At 72.6% G+C, this 17,141-nt stretch carries 13 protein-coding genes; 7 read left to right on the top strand and 6 right to left on the bottom strand.

Translation table 11 applies throughout. The features are described 5' to 3' along the window. The first annotated feature begins 6 nt into the window (after window positions 1-6). Genes VT50_RS13930 through VT50_RS13940 form a run of 3 tightly spaced genes read left to right on the top strand, consistent with a single transcriptional unit; the run spans window position 7 to window position 3,847 of the window. Window positions 7-1,125, top strand: a complete 1,119-nt coding sequence (locus VT50_RS13930; RefSeq protein WP_107424796.1) for an alpha-hydroxy acid oxidase — start codon at window positions 7-9, stop codon at window positions 1,123-1,125. Then, window positions 1,122-2,573 (top strand): cytochrome P450, encoded by a 1,452-nt coding sequence (locus VT50_RS13935; RefSeq protein ID WP_046088364.1) that lies wholly within the window; start codon window positions 1,122-1,124, stop codon window positions 2,571-2,573. The genes VT50_RS13930 and VT50_RS13935 overlap by 4 nt, the downstream gene beginning before the upstream one ends. Beyond that, the gene (locus tag VT50_RS13940) at window positions 2,570-3,847 is read left to right on the top strand and encodes a cation:proton antiporter (protein WP_046088365.1); all 1,278 of its coding nucleotides are present in this window, start codon (window positions 2,570-2,572) and stop codon (window positions 3,845-3,847) included. Before VT50_RS13935 ends, VT50_RS13940 begins: the two co-directional genes overlap by 4 nt. A gap of 86 nt (window positions 3,848-3,933) precedes the next feature. Here the strand turns inward: VT50_RS13940 and VT50_RS13945 are convergent, their stop codons facing one another. The 3 genes from VT50_RS13945 to VT50_RS40985 form a co-directional block, all read right to left on the bottom strand. Then, the gene (locus VT50_RS13945; RefSeq protein WP_078840850.1) at window positions 3,934-5,511 is read right to left on the bottom strand and encodes a class I adenylate-forming enzyme family protein; all 1,578 of its coding nucleotides are present in this window, start codon (window positions 5,509-5,511) and stop codon (window positions 3,934-3,936) included. Window positions 5,512-5,698: 187 nt separating this feature from the next. Beyond that, window positions 5,699-6,304 (bottom strand): GOLPH3/VPS74 family protein, encoded by a 606-nt coding sequence (locus VT50_RS13950; RefSeq protein ID WP_046088366.1) that lies wholly within the window; start codon window positions 6,302-6,304, stop codon window positions 5,699-5,701. A gap of 95 nt (window positions 6,305-6,399) precedes the next feature. Then, window positions 6,400-7,692 (bottom strand): helix-turn-helix transcriptional regulator, encoded by a 1,293-nt coding sequence (locus VT50_RS40985; protein WP_046088404.1) that lies wholly within the window; start codon window positions 7,690-7,692, stop codon window positions 6,400-6,402. Window positions 7,693-7,847: 155 nt separating this feature from the next. Between VT50_RS40985 and VT50_RS13960 the strand changes: the two genes are divergently transcribed. After that, window positions 7,848-8,756, top strand: a complete 909-nt coding sequence (locus VT50_RS13960) for an NADP-dependent oxidoreductase (RefSeq protein ID WP_046088367.1) — start codon at window positions 7,848-7,850, stop codon at window positions 8,754-8,756. 48 nt (window positions 8,757-8,804) lie between these two features. Here VT50_RS13960 and VT50_RS13965 read toward each other — a convergent pair whose 3' ends face one another. Continuing rightward, complete coding sequence (locus VT50_RS13965; RefSeq protein ID WP_107424797.1) at window positions 8,805-10,331, bottom strand: glycoside hydrolase family 76 protein; 1,527 nt, start codon at window positions 10,329-10,331, stop codon at window positions 8,805-8,807. An 18-nt stretch (window positions 10,332-10,349) separates the two neighbouring features. Further along, entirely contained in the window at window positions 10,350-11,558 is a 1,209-nt protein-coding gene (locus tag VT50_RS13970) for a glycoside hydrolase family 64 protein (RefSeq protein WP_107424798.1), read from the bottom strand. Window positions 11,559-11,896: 338 nt separating this feature from the next. Here VT50_RS13970 and VT50_RS39295 point away from each other — a divergent pair, with 338 nt between their 5' ends. The 3 genes from VT50_RS39295 (at window position 11,897) to VT50_RS13980 (ending at window position 15,527) form a co-directional block, all read left to right on the top strand. Further along, window positions 11,897-12,067 carry a hypothetical protein gene (locus tag VT50_RS39295; protein ID WP_158083206.1) on the top strand — a complete coding sequence of 57 codons (171 nt, stop codon included), beginning with the start codon at window positions 11,897-11,899 and terminating at the stop codon, window positions 12,065-12,067. 92 nt (window positions 12,068-12,159) lie between these two features. After that, a complete protein-coding gene (locus tag VT50_RS13975; RefSeq protein ID WP_046088368.1) occupies window positions 12,160-12,822 on the top strand; it encodes a TetR/AcrR family transcriptional regulator in 663 nt (220 codons plus the stop codon). Window positions 12,823-12,962: 140 nt separating this feature from the next. Next, window positions 12,963-15,527, top strand: a complete 2,565-nt coding sequence (locus VT50_RS13980) for a polysaccharide lyase family 8 super-sandwich domain-containing protein (protein ID WP_107424799.1) — start codon at window positions 12,963-12,965, stop codon at window positions 15,525-15,527. Here VT50_RS13980 and VT50_RS13985 read toward each other — a convergent pair. Then, window positions 15,508-17,118 (bottom strand): APC family permease, encoded by a 1,611-nt coding sequence (locus tag VT50_RS13985; RefSeq protein WP_078840851.1) that lies wholly within the window; start codon window positions 17,116-17,118, stop codon window positions 15,508-15,510. The two genes, VT50_RS13980 and VT50_RS13985, sit on opposite strands and share 20 nt — an antisense overlap. Window positions 17,119-17,141: the final 23 nt, after the last annotated feature.

The following is a 17,141-nucleotide window of genomic DNA, read 5'->3' on the forward strand; positions in this document are numbered from 1 at the left end:
CGCCCCATGCTGATGACCGTTAAGGACTTCGAAACCGCCGCCCGGAGGAGACTCGATCCCGTCCACGCCGACTTCATCGCCGGCGGGGCGGCGGACGAGATCACCGTACGGGCCAATGAAGAGGCGTTCCGGCGGCTGCGGCTGCTGCCCAGGGTGCTGCGCGGCAGCGCCGAGCGGTCGCTGGACATCACCGTGCTCGGCGGCCGGGCCAGGACACCGGTCCTGCTCTCGCCGACCGCCTTCCACAAACTCTGCGACGGGGAAGGGGAGTTGGCCACCGCACGCGCCGCCGCCGCGGCAGGCGCGATCATGATCGTGAGCATGGCGTCCACGGTGGCGGTGGAGGACATCGCGGAGGCCATCCGGGGCTCCGGTGAGGACGGCGCCCCGGCGCCCCTGTGGTTCCAGCTCTACCTCCAGCCCGACCTGGACTTCACCCGGACCCTGGTACGGCGGGCCACCGACGCCGGGTGCGGCGCGCTGGTGGTCACCGTGGACTCCCCGGTGCGCGGCGCCCACGAGCGCGACCTGCGCAACGGCTTCCTGGATCTGCCGGACGGACTGCGCTGCGCGCACATGGCCGAGCCGGGCGAGGGCGGCCGGGTGCGGCAGATCGCCATGTCGCCGGAGATCTCCTGGCAGCACATCGACTGGCTCCGCGGCATCACCTCGCTGCCCATTCTGCTCAAGGGCGCCCTGCACCCCGAGGACGCCCTGCTGGCGGTGCGCCACGGGGTGGACGGGCTGCTGCTCTCCAACCACGGGGGCCGTCAGCTGGACACCGTGCCCGCCACGATCGAGCTGCTGCCCGAGATCCACGCGGCGGTCGCCGGCCGGATCCCGATCGTGCTGGACGGCGGGGTGCGGCGGGGCACCGATGTGGTCAAGGCGCTGGCGCTCGGCGCATCCGCCGTGGGCATCGGCCGCCCGGTGATGTGGGCCCTGGCCGAGGGCGGGGAGAAGGGGGTGCGGCGGCTGCTGGAGCTGCTGCGCGACGAGGTCGACCAGGCGCTGGCACTGTGCGGCGCCACCGGTGTCCGGGACCTCACCCCGGACCTGGTGCGCGCCCCGGTCTGGCCGGACACCGCTGGGTATGCCGTCCGGCCCGGTGGGGCGGTCTCATGAGCCGCGTCGGACGCCCGGCCGCCGCTGCGGCGGCCGTGGCGCTGACCGCCAGCCTGCCGTACTGGCTGCCCCGGACGGTGATCGCCCTGCGGGTGCGCCTCTTCGCCCGGGTCAACGGCGAGGAGGGCATCCCGGCGCCCGGCCGGGAGGTGCCCGTCGAGGAGTTCAAGCGGGTCTACGGGCATCCGGCCGCGAACGGCCGCAGCCGCGGCGCCGCCCTCTCCGACCTCTTCTGGTACTGGCTCTCCCCCGGCCCCGAGGTCCACCAGGAACATCTGGAACCCGGCCCCCGCTACGACGACGTGGCCAGGAGCACCCGGCAGATCCTCGCCGGGCTCTCCCGCGAGCGGTGGAGCGAACTGGTCGGCCGCTGCACCCGGCGGGTGCTCGATGAACTCGACGAGCGGACCGGCGGACACGGCACCCGGGAGCACCGGGTGCGACTGCGCGATCTGATGATGCCGGTGTGGGCCGAGGTCTACTACGAGGTGGTCTTCCGCGAACCGTGTCCGCCCCACGTCCGCGACCTCATCGTCGCCAACGCCGAGGACGTGGTCAGCGCACTGAAGTGCACCAGCCTGCGCCATATGGACCGGCGGGACCGGCTCACCGCGTATCTGCGCGAACGGCTGGCGGGCGATCCCCCGCCGGTGCCGCTGCCGTCCCTGCTCACCGAGCGGGAGCGGGCGTACTACCTGCAGGGCACGTTCTTCAACACCGCAGTGGTGCAGACGTCGGAGGCGATGGCCCATCTGCTGCTGGCCCTCGCCACCCACCGGGGCGTCCAGGACCGTCTGCACTCCGGCGAGGAGGACGACGGCTACCTGGACCGGGTCATCGACGAGACGCTGCAGCACTTCCCGCTGTTCGGCGTGGCCCACCGCATCACCACCGACGAGATCCCCCGGGCCGGAAGACCCGCGATACCGGCGGGCTCGGTCCTGCTGTTCAACTACCCCGAGTACCAGCGGTCGGGAGCCACCGGGCCGCCGCGGTTCGACCCCGGCCGCTGGCTGTCCGCGGACACCCGGCCCACCGCCTTCATCCCGTTCGGCGTGACCGCCAACCGGCCCTGCCCGGCCCGTGGTTTCGCCGTGCTGACCATGCGGGTGGCGGCCGAGGAGGTCCTGCGGCGCTTCCGGCTGGCGTCCACGGCCGAGCACACCCGGTCGCTGCCCAGCCGCGGCCCCTGTCTGCTGATCCCGCACACCCCCCGGCGGGCCCGGGTGGCCTGGCGACCGGCCGCCCGGGCGGCGAGGCTCGCGGGGATGCGGCTGGGCGACCGCTGGGAGGCGGTGCCGCGCAGCCTCACCCAGCTGGTGCTCGGCGGCTACATGGTGTGGGACGCCCGGCGCCAGGGGCTGTGCCGCGACTACTTCGCCACGGCGTCCGGTGACACCGCCTTACCCCGCCGTCGCCGGGAGCCGATGAGGGGGGCGGGACGATGACTCCCACGGAACTCGCCCCCGCCTTCTTCATCGCCGCCGTGGTCATCCTGCTGACCTGCCGTCTGGTGGTGCTGGTGATGGGCCGGTTCGGCCAGCCGCCGGTGGTCGCGGAGATGATCGCCGGCGTGGTGCTGGGCCCCTCGCTCTTCGGCCTGGTGGCGCCGGGCGCCTCTGACGCGGTCTTCCCGGCGGAACTCATACCGGTGCTGTACGTGGCCGGGCAGATCGGTCTGGTCGCCCTGATGTTCCACGCGGGGTACGAATTCCGGGCCCACGCCGGGCGCGGGCTGGCCGGAACCGCGGTGACCGTCTCCGCCGCCGGGGTGCTGGTGCCGCTGCTGCTGGGTGTGGGGCTGACCCTCGCCTCGCACGGCCACGTCCCCATCTTCGTCGACGGGGTCTCGGTCTGGGTGACGGCGGCCTTCGTCGGGGTCGCCCTCGCCGTCACCGCCTTCCCGATGCTGGCCCGCATCATCACCGAACGGGGGCTGTCCGGGACCCGCTTCGGCTCGCTGTCCCTCGCCTCGGGGGCCACCGATGACGCGGTCGCCTGGCTCCTCCTCGCCGGAGTGCTGAGCGTGGCCTCGGAGAAACCTGGGCCGATCGTCAAGGCGCTGGGCGGTTCGCTGCTCTTCGTGGCCGTCCTGCTCCTGGTGGGGCGGCGGCTGCTGGCGTGGATCGTGACCAGGCCGGGGCTCAGCGACGAGTCCCGGCTGCTGTTCACGGTCGCGGTGCTGTTCTGCGGCGCCTGGTTCACCGACACCATCCAGTTGTACGCCGTCTTCGGGGCGTTCTCCGTGGGGCTGGCCATGCCGCGCCACGAGGCGTCCGAGCGGGTGGTGCGGACCGTCCAGGGGCCGACCCAGGTCATCTTCGTGCCGATGTTCTTCACCTACTCCGGTCTGAACACCCGCTTCGACGTGTTCTCCGACCCGGCCGTGATGGCCTTCGGCGCGGGCTGTGTCGTGCTCGCCTCGGTCGGCAAGTTCGGCGGCTGCTGGGTGGCCGCGAAGCTCTGCGGGGAGCCCGGTCCGGTGGCCGTCCGGGTCGGCGCCCTGATGAACGCGCGCGGGCTGATGCAGCTCATCGCGCTCAACATCGGGCTGTCGGCCGGGATCGTCGGTGATGAGCTGTTCGCGGCGCTGGTCCTGGTGGCCCTGGTGACCACGGTGATGACGGTCCCGGTGCTCAACTGGCTGGACCGCAGGGACGCCAGGTCCCGGGCGGCCGGGGAGCCGAGCGACACCGCGGCGGCGGTCCCGGCGGGGAGCTGAGCGCCACCCACCGCACGGAAGCGGACGGGTTCCCGGTGTGCCCGCGGGCACACCGGGAACCCCTCAGCCCGGGCGACCCCACACCGTCACGCCGTCTCCAGCGGCCCGGCGACCCGCGACAGCAGCGCCCGCTTGTCCGGTTTCCCGCTCGCGGCGACCGGCACCTCGGTCACGACGGTGACGGTGGCGGGGACACTCGCCTCCCCCAGCTCCGCCGCGACGAACGCGCATACGGCGCCGAGGTCCGGTGCACGGCCCCCGGCCGGGACGACGAAGGCGTGGGCGGCCTCACCGGTGCGCTCGTCGGGCGCGCCCACCACATACGCCTGGTCGACATCGGGATGGGCCGCCAGCGCCCGTTCGATCGCCCCGGCGTAGTGCACGATCGCGTTGATGATGACCACGTCCCTGGCGCGCCCGGTGAGCCGCAGAAAGCCGTGGCCGTCCAGGTGTCCGATATCGCGGGTGCGCACCCACCCCGCCCGCAGCACCTCCCGGGTCCGCTCCTCGTCCTTCCAGTAGCCTGCCATCGCCGAGTCGGTGCGCACCCAGATCTCGCCGGTGGTCCCGGTGGGCACCGGCCGCCCCTCGGGGTCGCGGACGTCCATCTCCACCCCGGACCACGGCCGGCCCACCGAGTCGTACACCCGGTCCGGAAACTCGGCCATCTCATCCGGCGTGAGCAGGGCGAGCATGCCGGTCTCCGTCTGCCCGTAGCCCTGGTGGACCACCGGGCCGAGCAGCCGGGCCGCCTCCGCGAGCCGGTGCGGGGCGAGCGGGGACCCGGCCACCAGCAGCACCCGGAGGCTGGAGGTGTCCACGCGGTCCGTGCGCAGCACGTCCAGCACGTGGTGCAGCCGGGGCACGGTCAGCAGACACGCGGTGATCCGGTGGCGCTCGAAGACCTGGGGGAAGACGAACGGCGGTTCGGGGATGACGGCGGTGCCGCCACCCATCAGGCAGACCCCGAGATGCTCGAAGATCACCGCACTGCTCAGGGTGCCGAAGAGCAGATACCGCTCGTAGCCCACCGCGAGCCGTGCGGTCCGCTCGGGCCAACAGGCGGGCTGCCAGGCCCAGTTGAGGGAGAGCGAACGGTAGCTGTGCGCACAGCCCTTGGGCTGTCCGGTGCTGCCGCTGGTCAGCGTCACCAGGGCGATGTCATCGGGACGGCCCTCGGCGGTCAGCTCACCGGTGGCCTTCGGGTGGGCGTCCAGGAGGTCCGGGCCCAGCCGCAGCACGGTCACCCCGCCCGCCGCGTCCAGCAGTTCGGGGGTGGCCCCGGTCTCGTCGGCCACCAGGACGTCGATTCCATCGGAGAGGACGTACACCAGCTGGGCCGGGGTCATGCCGGGGCGCAGCCCCGTCACCCGGCAGCCCAGCGCGTAGGCCGCCATCAGCAGCGCGAAACCCTCGGGCGTCACATCGGTGGCCACCGCCACCGAACGGCCCGGGCCGAGTCCGGCCACCCGCAGCCCGTCGGCACACCGGCCGATCAGCTCCAGCACCTCGCCGCGGGTGCGCACACGTGAGCGGTGTTCGAAGGCGGGCAGCTCCGGCCGCGTGCGGAAGTCGTCGATGAGGGCCTGCGGAAAGGGTGCCGTGCGGGGACCGGCGTCGTGGTGGGGGGATCTGTGGCCGGACGCTCGGGCGGATGTGTCCATGTGCGTCTCCGTTCGGGGGTGGTGCCCAGTGGGACGTGTTGGATCACCCGACACGATACGGCGGCACGGACCGCCCGCGGCCACGGTTGCCATCATCGACGGCGCGCGACCCCCCGGCGGCACCGCGCCACCCGCGACGGCGCCGCGCCACTCCCGCGGGGTACGCCACCCCCTCACCGTCACGCGGTCATTCGCCGCGCCAGATGTTGTCGTAGGCCGCCTCCTCGATGGCCCGCCGCTGCCGCTCGGCCTCCAGCTCCATCACGGCGTCGTTGACGGCGGCGAGCACGGTCACGGCCGCGTCGCCGACCGGGCCCGCAGCGTCTTCCGCGGGCTCCTCACGGATGCCGATGGCCGCCGCGAGGGTCGCGAGGACGGGCTCGTCCGAGGCCCAGCGGTCCATCGCGTGGCGGCGGGCGGGTGAGTCGACCGGCACCGCCTGACCGGCGCGCAGCGGCAGCCAGCCGTGGCGCCGCCGGGTGAGCTGTCCCGCCTCCTCCAGGGCGTCCAGATAGGCGGAGGACAGACCGCGGCCCCGGCGCCACAGCCACTCGCCGACCGGCTCGTGGGGCGACTGGCCGACGAGCGACGCCGCGGCCTCGTCCAGCAGGCGGTCCCCGGTCGGCGGGCAGAGCCCCGGCACGATCCGCTCCTCCTCGATCGTGAGCGCCTCGATGCCGAGGAGGTCGATCAGCTCGGCTCCCGCGAGCGCGAGCGACAGGTCGCCCCGCTCCAGGGGTCGGATGGGCGCCACGTCGAGAGTGACGATCAGCAGGTCCCGCGGTGTGGTCATCAAACGCTCCGCTCGCCGTTCCTCGCCAACGATACGTTCCGAAGCGTAAGGCCGTCCGCCGACGTGCCTGCCGGATACGCCGTGTCAGCGGTCGCTCAGGAGCCGGTGGCCCCCCAGGTGTGGGCCAGCGCGGCCGCCTCGCCGCGCGAGGTGACGCCCAGTTTCTCCAGGATGTTCGCCACGTGGAACTTCACCGTGGACTCGCTGATGTGGAGCTCCTGGGCGATCTGCCGGTTGCGCCGTCCGCGGGCCAGCCGCTCCAGCACCTCCAGCTCGCGCGCCCCCAGGACGTCCAGCGGATCCTCGCGGGCGGGCTGCGGCGGGCCGAGCGGCACGGTGGCCGTCACCGTGGTGCCCCACTCCGGGACCGCGTCCACGTCCAGCCGTCCGCCCAGCGCGGCCAGCCGCTCCCCGACCCGGCGGGCGTCCAGGGCGGTCCGCGTCAGGACGCCGGGGCCGTCGTCCCGCACGGTGGCGCGCAGCTCGCCCTCGCCGACCTTCCAGCCGATGTGCACGCGGCCCACCGGGCGCGGCGCGCCGTGCTGACCCGGCCCCTGCTCGTTGAGCATGGCGTGCACCACGGCCCGCACCACCGCGCGGGCCGTGTTGGCCACATCGGCGGCGAGCAGCCGGTCCGCGCCCTCCTCGGTGCCGGGCGGGCCGAGGTCCAGCCTGACGGACAGGCCGCGCAGCTCGGGGCGGAGCGATTCGGCGAGCCGGGCGAAGGCGTCACCGGCCGGCTCCTCCACCAGCGCCTGATCGCGTTCGGTCCGGGCGCGCACTTCGGCCAGGGCGCTGACGGCGAGGTCCACCGCGCGGGCCCGCGCGGTCCGGTCGTCCAGATCGCGGGTGCGCAACACGCCGAGCAGGGCGGACAGCGCGGCGCCGTGGGCGTCGACGAGCTCGGCGATGGCCGTGGCCCGCGCCGCCGCCGCGGCCCGCGACTGGCCCAGCGCCCCGGGCACCGCCTCGGCCGCCATCCGGTCGCGGTGGGCGGTCACCAGGTCCCACAGGGCGCGGGTGGCCGCCAGGGCCCCGGCCGGGACGGGGGTCTCCTCGGTCCGTACGAGGACGAGCAGCGCGCCCCGTGCGGTGGCGTCGCTGTGCACGGCCAGCACGGGCACCTCGGCCCCGGCCAGCCACGCCCGGCCCTGCCAGGTGCCCTCGGCGCGCGCCGCCGGGGCGAGGGCCGCCAGCTCGGCGGTGGTGATGGCGGTGCCGGGGTCACCGGGCGGGTCGCCATGGGTCTTGAACGGCGAGTGCGGGCAGTTGCCGGAGAGCTCGGCCACCGCCCGGTGCGCGATCGCCCCGGAGAGCGCTGCGGACAGGCGCGGCAGTATCTCGCCCAGGGGTGCCCGGATCACATCGACTGCGGCCGTGAGGTCCATGTCCGTCAGCGTAATGGCCCGTCCCGCGGCCCCGGCCGTTCCTCCGGCCAGGTGGAACTGGCCGAAGGAACGGCCGGGGTGGGGCATGTCCCGGCCCAGGATGGCGTTGTCACGGCAAACATGCCCTGGACAAGGCTGACGGGAGTGTGAGTGAGATGAAGGCGATCGTCTACGAGGAGTACGGCGGCCCCGAGGTGCTGCGGCTGAAGGAGACCGAGGAGCCCCATCCGGGCCCGGGGCAGGTGCGGCTGAAGGTTGTCGCCGCCGCCGTGAACCCCATCGACTACAAGATCCGCAGTGGCTGGATGCCGCAGATGGGCCCCGCCGCGTTCCCCGCGATCCCGGGCATGGAGGCGGCCGGGGTCGTCGACGAGGTCGGTGACGGGGTCACCGGTGTGTCGGTGGGCGATGAGGTGCTTGGCTGGACGGACACCGGGGCCTATGCGACGTACGCGCTGGCCACGGATGTCGTCCCCAAGCCCGCCGGACTCGACTGGGAGACGGCCGCGGCGCTGCCCGTGGCCACCGAGACCTCGGAACGCGTGCTGGACCTGCTGGGGCTGAAGGAGGGCGAGACGCTGCTGCTGCACGGGGCCGCCGGTGCGGTCGGCGGGATCGGTGTCCAGCTCGCGGTGGCCCGGGGCGCCACCGTCATCGGCACCGCCTCGCCCGCCAACCACGACTATCTGCGCTCGCTCGGCGCGATCCCCGTGGCGTACGGCGAGGGCCTGGCCGACCGGGTGCGCGCCGTGGCGCCGAAGGGTGTCGACGCCGTCTACGACGCGGCCGGCCAGGGCGCCCTGCCCGTGTCGATCGAGCTGCGGGGCGGCACGACCGACCGGGTCGTCACCATCGCGGACCCCGCGGCCGCCGATCTCGGTGTCACCTTCTCCGCGGGTGGCGGGGGCCGCCGCATGGAGCTCATCGCCGACTACGCCCGGCTCGCCGCGGAGGGCCGGTTGCGGGTGCCGGTGGTACGGAGCTTCCCGCTCGCCGACGCCGCCGAGGCCCATGAGCAGAGCGAGAGCGGCCACAGCCGCGGCAAGCTCATCCTGCGGCCCTGATATGAGCGCTGCCGCTGCCGTGGCTTCTGTCGTGGCTTCTGCCGTCGTCTAGGAAGCCGCGTTCATCAGGTCCAGCGCACTGTGCTGTCGTGCCGCGTCGGTCTTGTCCAGCGGTCCTGACCAGCGCAGTCCGTACTGGTCCAGGGCGTTGCGGTCGGCGGCGTAGGCGCGGTCCGCCTGCCGTGTGAGGTAGGCCGTGTAGGGATGGTCGGGCAGGGCCGCGTTCAGCTTGGCCAGCCCCCGCACATGGGCGCCCTTGAACGACGGGCCGTCGGCGCCGCAGTCACCGGTCTCACAGGGGTCCCTGAGGATGCCGTCGGCCGTGTTGAGCCGGGTCGAGGTGGTGGCGGCCGTGCCGATGCGACGGGCCGTGTCGAGCACCGAGCCGTCGCCGGTCGCCCGGTGCAGCTCGCTCAGGCCGCCGAGCAGCACACCCTGGTTGTAGGACCAGACCTCGCCGCCGTTGTTCTTGCAGGTGCCCAGGTCGATGCCGTCGTTGACCAGGTTCGAGGAGTTCACCATGCCGGTGCCCTGGAACCAGGTCCACTCCGCCTCGGCCCGTTGGAGGTAGGCGGTGTCGCCGGGGATCCGGTTGTGCAGGGCGGCGTTCAGCTGGAGGTAGAGGGAGTTGGCGATGGCGTTCTTGTACGTCTTCGCGGTGCTCCACCACACCCCGCCGCCACAGGTGGAGTCCCAGTAGGAGGCCATGTAGTCGGCGTCGGCGCGGGCGGTGGCCAGATAGCGGGAGTCCCCGGTGAGGTCGTAGGCGGCCACCCACGCCAGGCCCCACCAGCCGGTGTCGTCGATGTAGTCGTTGCGGAACTGCCCGCCCTGCGCACCGAGGTTGAGGTCGTAGGTGCGGGCGATCGCGTACTCATAGCTGTGCATGCCCGTGACGCGGATGTTGTCGATGACGGCCGTGAGGGCGTTGGCCGAGTTCCACCAGCCGGTGGTGGAGAACAGCCCGGTGTCGTACGAGTAGAACGCCATCTGGGCGGTGGCGGCGGCCGTACGGCGGTCGCCCGCGTTCCAGGTCGTACGGGCCCACGGCGTGCACGCGATGTCGGCGCGGTCACCGGCCTTGCCGCAGGCCCGCAGCGCGCCGACGCCCTTGGCACCCCAGTCGTCCACGTTGTACATCAGGGTGCGCCAGCCGCGCTGTCCGGCGGGGACGGCGGTGTTGCCCAGACGGCTGCCGGAGGACCAGGTCCTGCCGCCGTCGAACGAGCGGTCCAGCCACACCTCGTCGCCGGGGCTGCCGTTGTCGACGGACGCCCAGCCCATCGCGTCGGTGTCGTCGAAGTGCAGGGCGATCGAACGGGAGAAGACGGAGGCCGTGACGGGGGTGCGGCTCTGTGGGGCGAGCGCCGGGTCGCGGGCGTCGCAGTACTTGTTGCACACGGTGGCGGACGGCGCCGCTTCGGGCGTGGCCCTTTCGGCGGCGGCCCTTTGGGCGGTGGCCGCGTCCGCCGTGGCCGCTTCGGCCGTGCCCGAGAGGAGCTGCGGGGCCAGCAGGGCGAGTGCTCCGATGGCGAGGGCGGCCAGGCGGGTGCGCGGCGGTCTCTCTTGTCTCATACCGTGCCTCCTCCCGGCCTAGTTGAAGGGGTCCAGGGTGATGGACGCCTGCTGCGGATCGCCGTCGTGGACCAGCGACTCGTGCTGGCCGACGTCGTCGAAGGCGAAGGCGTACGCCTTTCCGTCCGCCATCTGGCCGTGGATGACGCGCGCGTAGTGGTTGGTCACGCCGTCGGCGTAGAACCCCGCGCCGCCGGTGTCCGGCTGGTTGGGGTTGGTGAGCAGGGTCGTGCGGTTGTAGCCCGCGCACAGGGTCCGCGAAATGGGGCCGCGCACCTGGTCGTTGGGGGCGTCAAGACGCTTGTAGCAGCCGAAGACGGAGTCGGAGTCCGGCTTCTGGAAGCTGGTGACCACGGCTCCCGAACCATCGGTGAAGTTCATGACGTCGCCGGAGACCCGCCCGGAGTACCTGACGTTCGGCCGGTCGGCGAAGGGTGTGACCGTGAGGGTGGTGCCGGTGTACTTCTGCCACACCCGGTTGATGTAGTCGTCCATCGCGTTGGCGGGCAGGGCGCCCGCCTCGATGCCGTGCCCGGGTGACAGGGCCCGCAGCACGGTGCCGTCCGGGCGGGTCTGGATGAGCTTGTCCCAGCCGCCGGGCTGTGCGCGCAGTGCGTTGAGGACGCCGTTGTAGCCGCCGGGCTTGAGGTGACCGGTGGTCTTCGTGCCCCCGCCGGCGCCCTGCACGCCCACCGCGTAGGGCGCGGAGAACATGTCGACCTGGGTGCTGTTGATGTACAGCCCGGAGTCGTCGAGGGTGAACTCGCTCCAGTTGAACAGGATGTTCCGGTTGGGGTCGGAGGGGTTCTGCACGGCGGGCTGCACCAGACCACCGGTGGTCAGCCTGAAGTCGATCTTCTGGCCGTAGGAGAAGTAGACCCGACCGGAGAGCTTGGGGATGCGGATCGTCAGGGACTGGCCGCCCGCCGGTCCGGCGATCGACGCGTCGGGCGCCGGGGTGGGCGGGTTGCCGCCGGCGGGCCAGGGGTGGAAGGTCCCGGAGGCGTCGGCCCAGCCCTGCTGCCCGGTCGAGAGCAGGGTGCCGAGCGTATAGACGTAGATCTGGTCGCCGCGCCCGGAGTTATTGGTGAACTCCAGCGGGATCGTGCTCGGCACGGCCGGCCGGGCGGACGCCTCGGGGGCCAGTGCGGTCGCGCCCAGGGCCAGGAGCAAGGCCGACGCCCAGCAGGGCAGGGCCCGGAATCGGGTGGAGACGCGTCTGGACATACGCCACCTCTCGCGCGGCCGCACGGCCGCGTCAGCGGGGGAAATGAGGAGTGCATATGAAGCGGGGGGTGCGCGGGGTACCGGGAGTGCGGTGGTGCCGGCAGTGCGGAGTTGTGCCGGTAGTGCCTTGTCATCATTGCAGTGAACATGTCACTGGACTAGACATAGACATCCTCATATGCCGACATCAGTGCATGGTGGCCGGGAACAGCCCGTGAGAGGTGGTGGCACACCGTGGCGAGGCGGCCCCGCGACCCGGCCGCACCACGCCCACGTGGGCTTTCGGGCGTAAAATCGGCAGCGTCCGCACCAGGGGGCACGAGGAGCGGAGGCATCACATGACCGAGGCAGCCCCCTCCCGCACCGAACGCGAACGGGAAACCGGCCATCCGGACGTGCCGTGGACGACCCCCTCGCAGGCCGAGGGCGAGCGCGACGACGAGACGGACACCGGGCACCCCGATGTACAGAGGTCGACTCCCTCACAGGCCGAAGGGGAGCGGGACTAGCCCTCCCGGGACTAGCCCCCCTCCCGGCCGCATGGCCAGGAGTCGGCGGCCGAGCGGCCCCGGCGGCTCGCTATCCTGGCCCGGGAGGCGAGATGGCACGCGCGACACAGACCACGGGCACGCCCGGCACCGGCCGACCGGCGGCACGCCACCACGGCAACCGGCACGGACGCAGCGAGCAGGCCCGGCTGGCGGTGCTGAACGCGGCCGACGACCTGCTGGTCGAGAAGGGCTTCGCGGGCGTCACCATGGAGGGCATCGCCACCCGGGCCGGTGTCGCCAAACAGACCATCTACCGCTGGTGGAGCACCAAGACCGCCGTCCTCATGGACGCCTTCCTCCAGGACGTGGCCGAGGACCTGACCGTGCGCGACCTCGGCGACCTCGCCCGGGACCTGCGCACCTATCTGTGCGAGCTGGCCTGGTTCCTCAGCGCGTCCGACTCCGGTGCCGTCTTCAAGGCCCTGATCGCCCAGGCGCAGCACGATCCGGCGTTCGCCGGGGACTTCCGGTTGCGGTTCCTCGACGACCAGCGCGGCCGCGACCGGCTTCCGCTGGAACGGGCCGTGGAGCGCGGGGAGTTGCCGCCCGGCCTGGATCTGGTGGCCGAGACCGACCAGCTCATGGGGCCCGTCTACTACCGGGTGCTGGTGACCGGCGAACCCGTCGGCCAGGAGTTCACCGACCGGCTCGTCGACGCCTTCCTCCACCGCCACGGACTGACGCCACCGCCCAAGGGCGGGCCGGTGCCGTGACCGCCGGTGCCGGAACGGACCACGGATCGGCCGCACCCACCCCGATTCCGGCCCGTTCCGGCCCCGTGACAGGGGAAGCCGGGGTTGCTTCAATGGTCCGTCGGTTCCCGCCGGACCCCGTCGACCGTTGGAGCGTGTCCGTGCCCCTCTCGCGCCGTGCCCTCATCTCCACGCTCCCGTCCGCCGCCCTGGCCGCCGTGGCCCTGCCGCTGCGGGCACGGGCCGCGGGAGGTCCGGCCGCGGCCGGTGGTACGACGGCCGGGGCCGCTCACACCCGGCTGATCGACAACACCGTGGCCGTCTTCGCCGGGACGCGGGAGACCAACGCCCGCCCCGAGCCGCGCGCCAAGCTCGCCGCCATCGCCGCGACCGCCCGCTCCCGGCTCACCGCGATGGACCGCGCAGGTCAGGGCGAGCTCTTCCAGGGTCTCGCCCTGGGCACCAGCGATCCCAACCTGGTCAGCTCCTTCCAGTACCTCTACGAGATCGCCCTCGCCACCCGCACACCGGACGGCGGCACACCCTCCGGCCTCTACGGCGACACCGGTGTCCAGCGACGCGTCATCGACGGTCTGATATGGCTCCATGAGCACTACTACGGCGACCAGTCCAAGGGCTACTACGGCAACTGGTTCACCTGGGAGATCGGCATCTCCACCCACGTCAGCAAGGTGCTGGCGCTGCTCGCGGACGAACTCGCCGCCTACCGGCCCGATCTCGCCGCCACCTACGTGGCCTCGATGGACGCGTATCTGCGAAACGGCAAGGACGGTGACGTCGACCTCGACTCGCGCTTCCACACCGGCGCCAACCTCGCAGACATCACCACCAACCGCGTCCTCCAGGGCGCCGTGCTCGGCGACGACGCCCGGATCGCCAAGGCCCTCGCCGACCAGCTGACCATCCTGGCCACCATCGACCCGTATGAGCTGCGGCACGGGGTCACCGACGGCTTCTACGCCGACGGCTCCTTCATCCAGCACGCGTCCGTGGCCTACACGGGCTCCTACGGCAAGGGCCTGCTCACCCGTGTCGTGCAGAGCGTCAAGATGCTCGACGGCACCGGCTACACCACCGATGACCAGCTGGTCCGGGTCGCCCAGGGGTGGGTGGTGGACGGCTTCGCACCGCTGCTCTTCGAGGGCTGGCTGATGGAGATCGTCAAGGGGCGCGGGGTGTCCCGGCCGGCCACCGGATACGCCGACGCGGCCGAGGTGGTGGAGGCCGTGGTGGGCCTGTCCGCCCATGCCACCGGCGCCGACGCCACGGCGCTCAAGGGCTATGTGGCGTATCTGCGGCAGACCTCGAAGGCCACGCTCGACCCTTCGGCGTTCGTGTCCCCGGTGTCCATCACGGCCTACGCCGACATCCTCGCCGACTCCTCGGTCCCGGCGGGCGACCTCGGGCCCGCCGAGCACCATGTGGCGTTCAACGCGATGGACAGGACCGTCCACCGGCGCCCCGGCTACGCCTTCGCCCTGGCCCGGAGCTCGTCCAGGATCAGCAGATACGAGTACATGAGCGGGGAGAACCTGATGCCCTGGTTCCAGGGGGACGGTGCCCACCACCTGTATCTGTCCGGCCAGGACCAGACCCAGGCGTTCGGCGTCGACTACCTCACCGCCGTGCCGCCCCACCGCCTCGCCGGTGTCACCGCCCCCGTGGAGACCCGCCGCACGGTCCCCGAGCTCTACGGCACGCCCTGGTACGACAACCCCGAGCGTGGCTTCACCTCCTCCTCGGAGTCGCAGAACACCTATGTCTACTTCCCCCGGAGCACCCACCCGTTCTCCGGTGGCGCCGCCCTGGGCCCGTACGGGGTGGCGGGGTTCGTCCAGTCCGACGACGTGGCGTACGCCGCGAAGCAGGCGGGCGACCTGCCCGAGGACTTCGTGGTGTACCGCGACGCCGACGCCACCAAGTCGTGGTTCCTGTTCGACGACGAGATCGTGGTGCTGGCCGCGGGGGTCGGCGACGCCGCCGGCCGCCCGGTGACGACCACCCTCGACACCCGGATCGCCGCGCCTTCGGACACCCTCACCCTCACCGGGCGGCGCCGCGGCGGTGCGCACTGGTCCGGCACCGGCACGGCCCCGCTCGCCTGGCTGCGCTACGCCAATGCCACCCGGGCCGCCTCGGTCGGGTATGTCTTCCTGGACGGCCCGCCGCCCACCGTCACACTGGACACCGTCACCCGCAGCCGCCGCGCGGTCCGGCTCGCCAACCCCGACACACCGGTGACCAAACAGCTCTTCGCGGTCACGGTGGAGCGAGCCGCTGACGCGCCGCACACCTCGATGGCGTACGCCCTCGTCCCGAACGCCACCGAGCGCCAACTGGGCGGCTACGCCCGTCATCCGCTCGCCGTCCTGGCCAACACCACCCGGCTCCAGGCCGTGGCCCACCGGGACTTGCGGATCACCGCGCTCAACGCCTTCGCCCCCGGCGGCCACCACGCCGGGCGGCTGTCGGTGCGCGGGCCCGCCTCGGTGATCCTGCGGGAGACCCACGACGGCGGCGTGGCGGTCGCGGTGTCCGACCCGACCACCGAGCGCGACACGGTCTCGGTCGTCATCCGGGGCCGGAGGATGCGGACCGTGGCGGCGGACGACGGTGTCCGGGTGAGCCGGGTCCCCGGCGGCACCCGGATCGTCGTCACCACCCGCCGCGCCTACGGCCGGAGCTTCACCGCGACGCTGCGCTGATCCGCGAGGTCCGCAGGTGCTGGGCGCCCGCGCGGACCGCCCACAGGAACACGGCGAGCGCGAGGACGCCCACCGTCACGGTGTCGTACGGCGCCGGGAGGCGGCCGGAGCCACCGAAGGTGCCCAGCCACGACAGCGCGGTCAGCGCGGCCAGGTGGAAGACCAGCCAGGCGCCGCGCCGCAGCTCCTCCCCCAGCGGTGTGTCCCCGTCCTCGCGGCGCTGCAGCAGGAACAACACGGCGCCGAGCAGGACGAAGGGCAGCGCGAGCCGCAGATCGTGCCAGCCGGACCAGTAGACGAACTCACTGGCCACCACGAAACTCACCGGTGCGATCCAGTGCACCCCCGGCACCTGGCCCTCGGCCCGTGCCACTCCCCGCTCGCGGTCATGTGCCCGGAACGCCGCGACGGCCACCGCCGAGGCGGCGTAGATCAGCAGATACATGTCGCCCATCACGCTCACGATGTCCTGCCAGCCGCCGAAGGGCAGCATGAAGACGACGATGACCGCGAGGTTGAGCAGCAGCGCCCGGCGCGCCACTCCGGACCAGGGATGGATGCGCATGAAGAAGCGGGGCAGCAGACCGTTCTTGGCCAGGGCGTACGTATGGCGAGCGTCGATGGCCACGCCCACATAGGCCGATCCGCCCGGGGAGACCACCGCGTCGGCGTAGAGCAGCGTGGCCAGCCAGTGGAGGTTGAGCACCAGGGCGAGCTGTCCGAAGGGCGACTCGAAGTCGACGCCCTTCCAGCCGTGACCCAGCAGCGCCTCGGGCACCGTGTACAGGAACGCCAGCTGGAGCCCGAGGTAGACCAGCACGGCCAGCCCGATCCCGGTGAGCACCGCGGCCGGTACGTTACGGCGCGGATTGCGGGCCTCACCGGAGAAGTCGAGCGGCGCCTGGAAACCGTTGACGGAGTACACGATGCCGCCGCCGGCGAGTGCGGTCAGGCAGGCCGCGTAGCCGTACGGGGCGAAACCGCCGTGCTCGGTGAGGCGTCCGGAGTGGGTGCCGGACAGGAACAGCGCACCGATGGTGAGGAGGGGGACGACGACCTTGAACACCGAGATCAGATTGTTCAGCCGGGCGAATATCCGCACCGCGAACCAGTTGAAGGCCGTCAGCACGACACTCAGCGCGACGGCCACCGCGACGCCGGAGGCGCTGAGGGTGGTGCCGTTGTAGAGCCCCGGCAGATAGTGCGCGGCGTACTCCATGATGGCGCTGATCTCGGCCGCCGTACCGCCCACCGAGAGCAGCACCGACCAGCCGACCAGCGTGCCGACCAGCCGTCCGCTGGCGTACAGCGGCCAGCGCACGGTGCCGCCGCCCTCCGGGCGAGTGGCGCCGAGCTCCACCATGACCAGCGCGATCAGGGCGCACAGCACACCCGCCGCGATCCAGGACAGCAGGGCGGCGGGGCCGGCGGTCTGGGCGGCGTACAGCGCCGCGAACAGCCACCCGGACCCCAGGATGTTGGAGAACCCGATCGCGGTCAGGGCCCAGAATCCGAGGTCCTTGTGGAGTCGTCCCTCCTCGGTGAGCACCTCCGGCTCGGCGATGGACTCTGGTGGGGGGTTCTGCGACACGGCGGCCTGTCTCCTCGGTGGTG

The organism is Streptomyces antioxidans, assembly GCF_000968685.2.
Taxonomy (GTDB): Bacteria; Actinomycetota; Actinomycetes; order Streptomycetales; family Streptomycetaceae; genus Streptomyces; species Streptomyces antioxidans.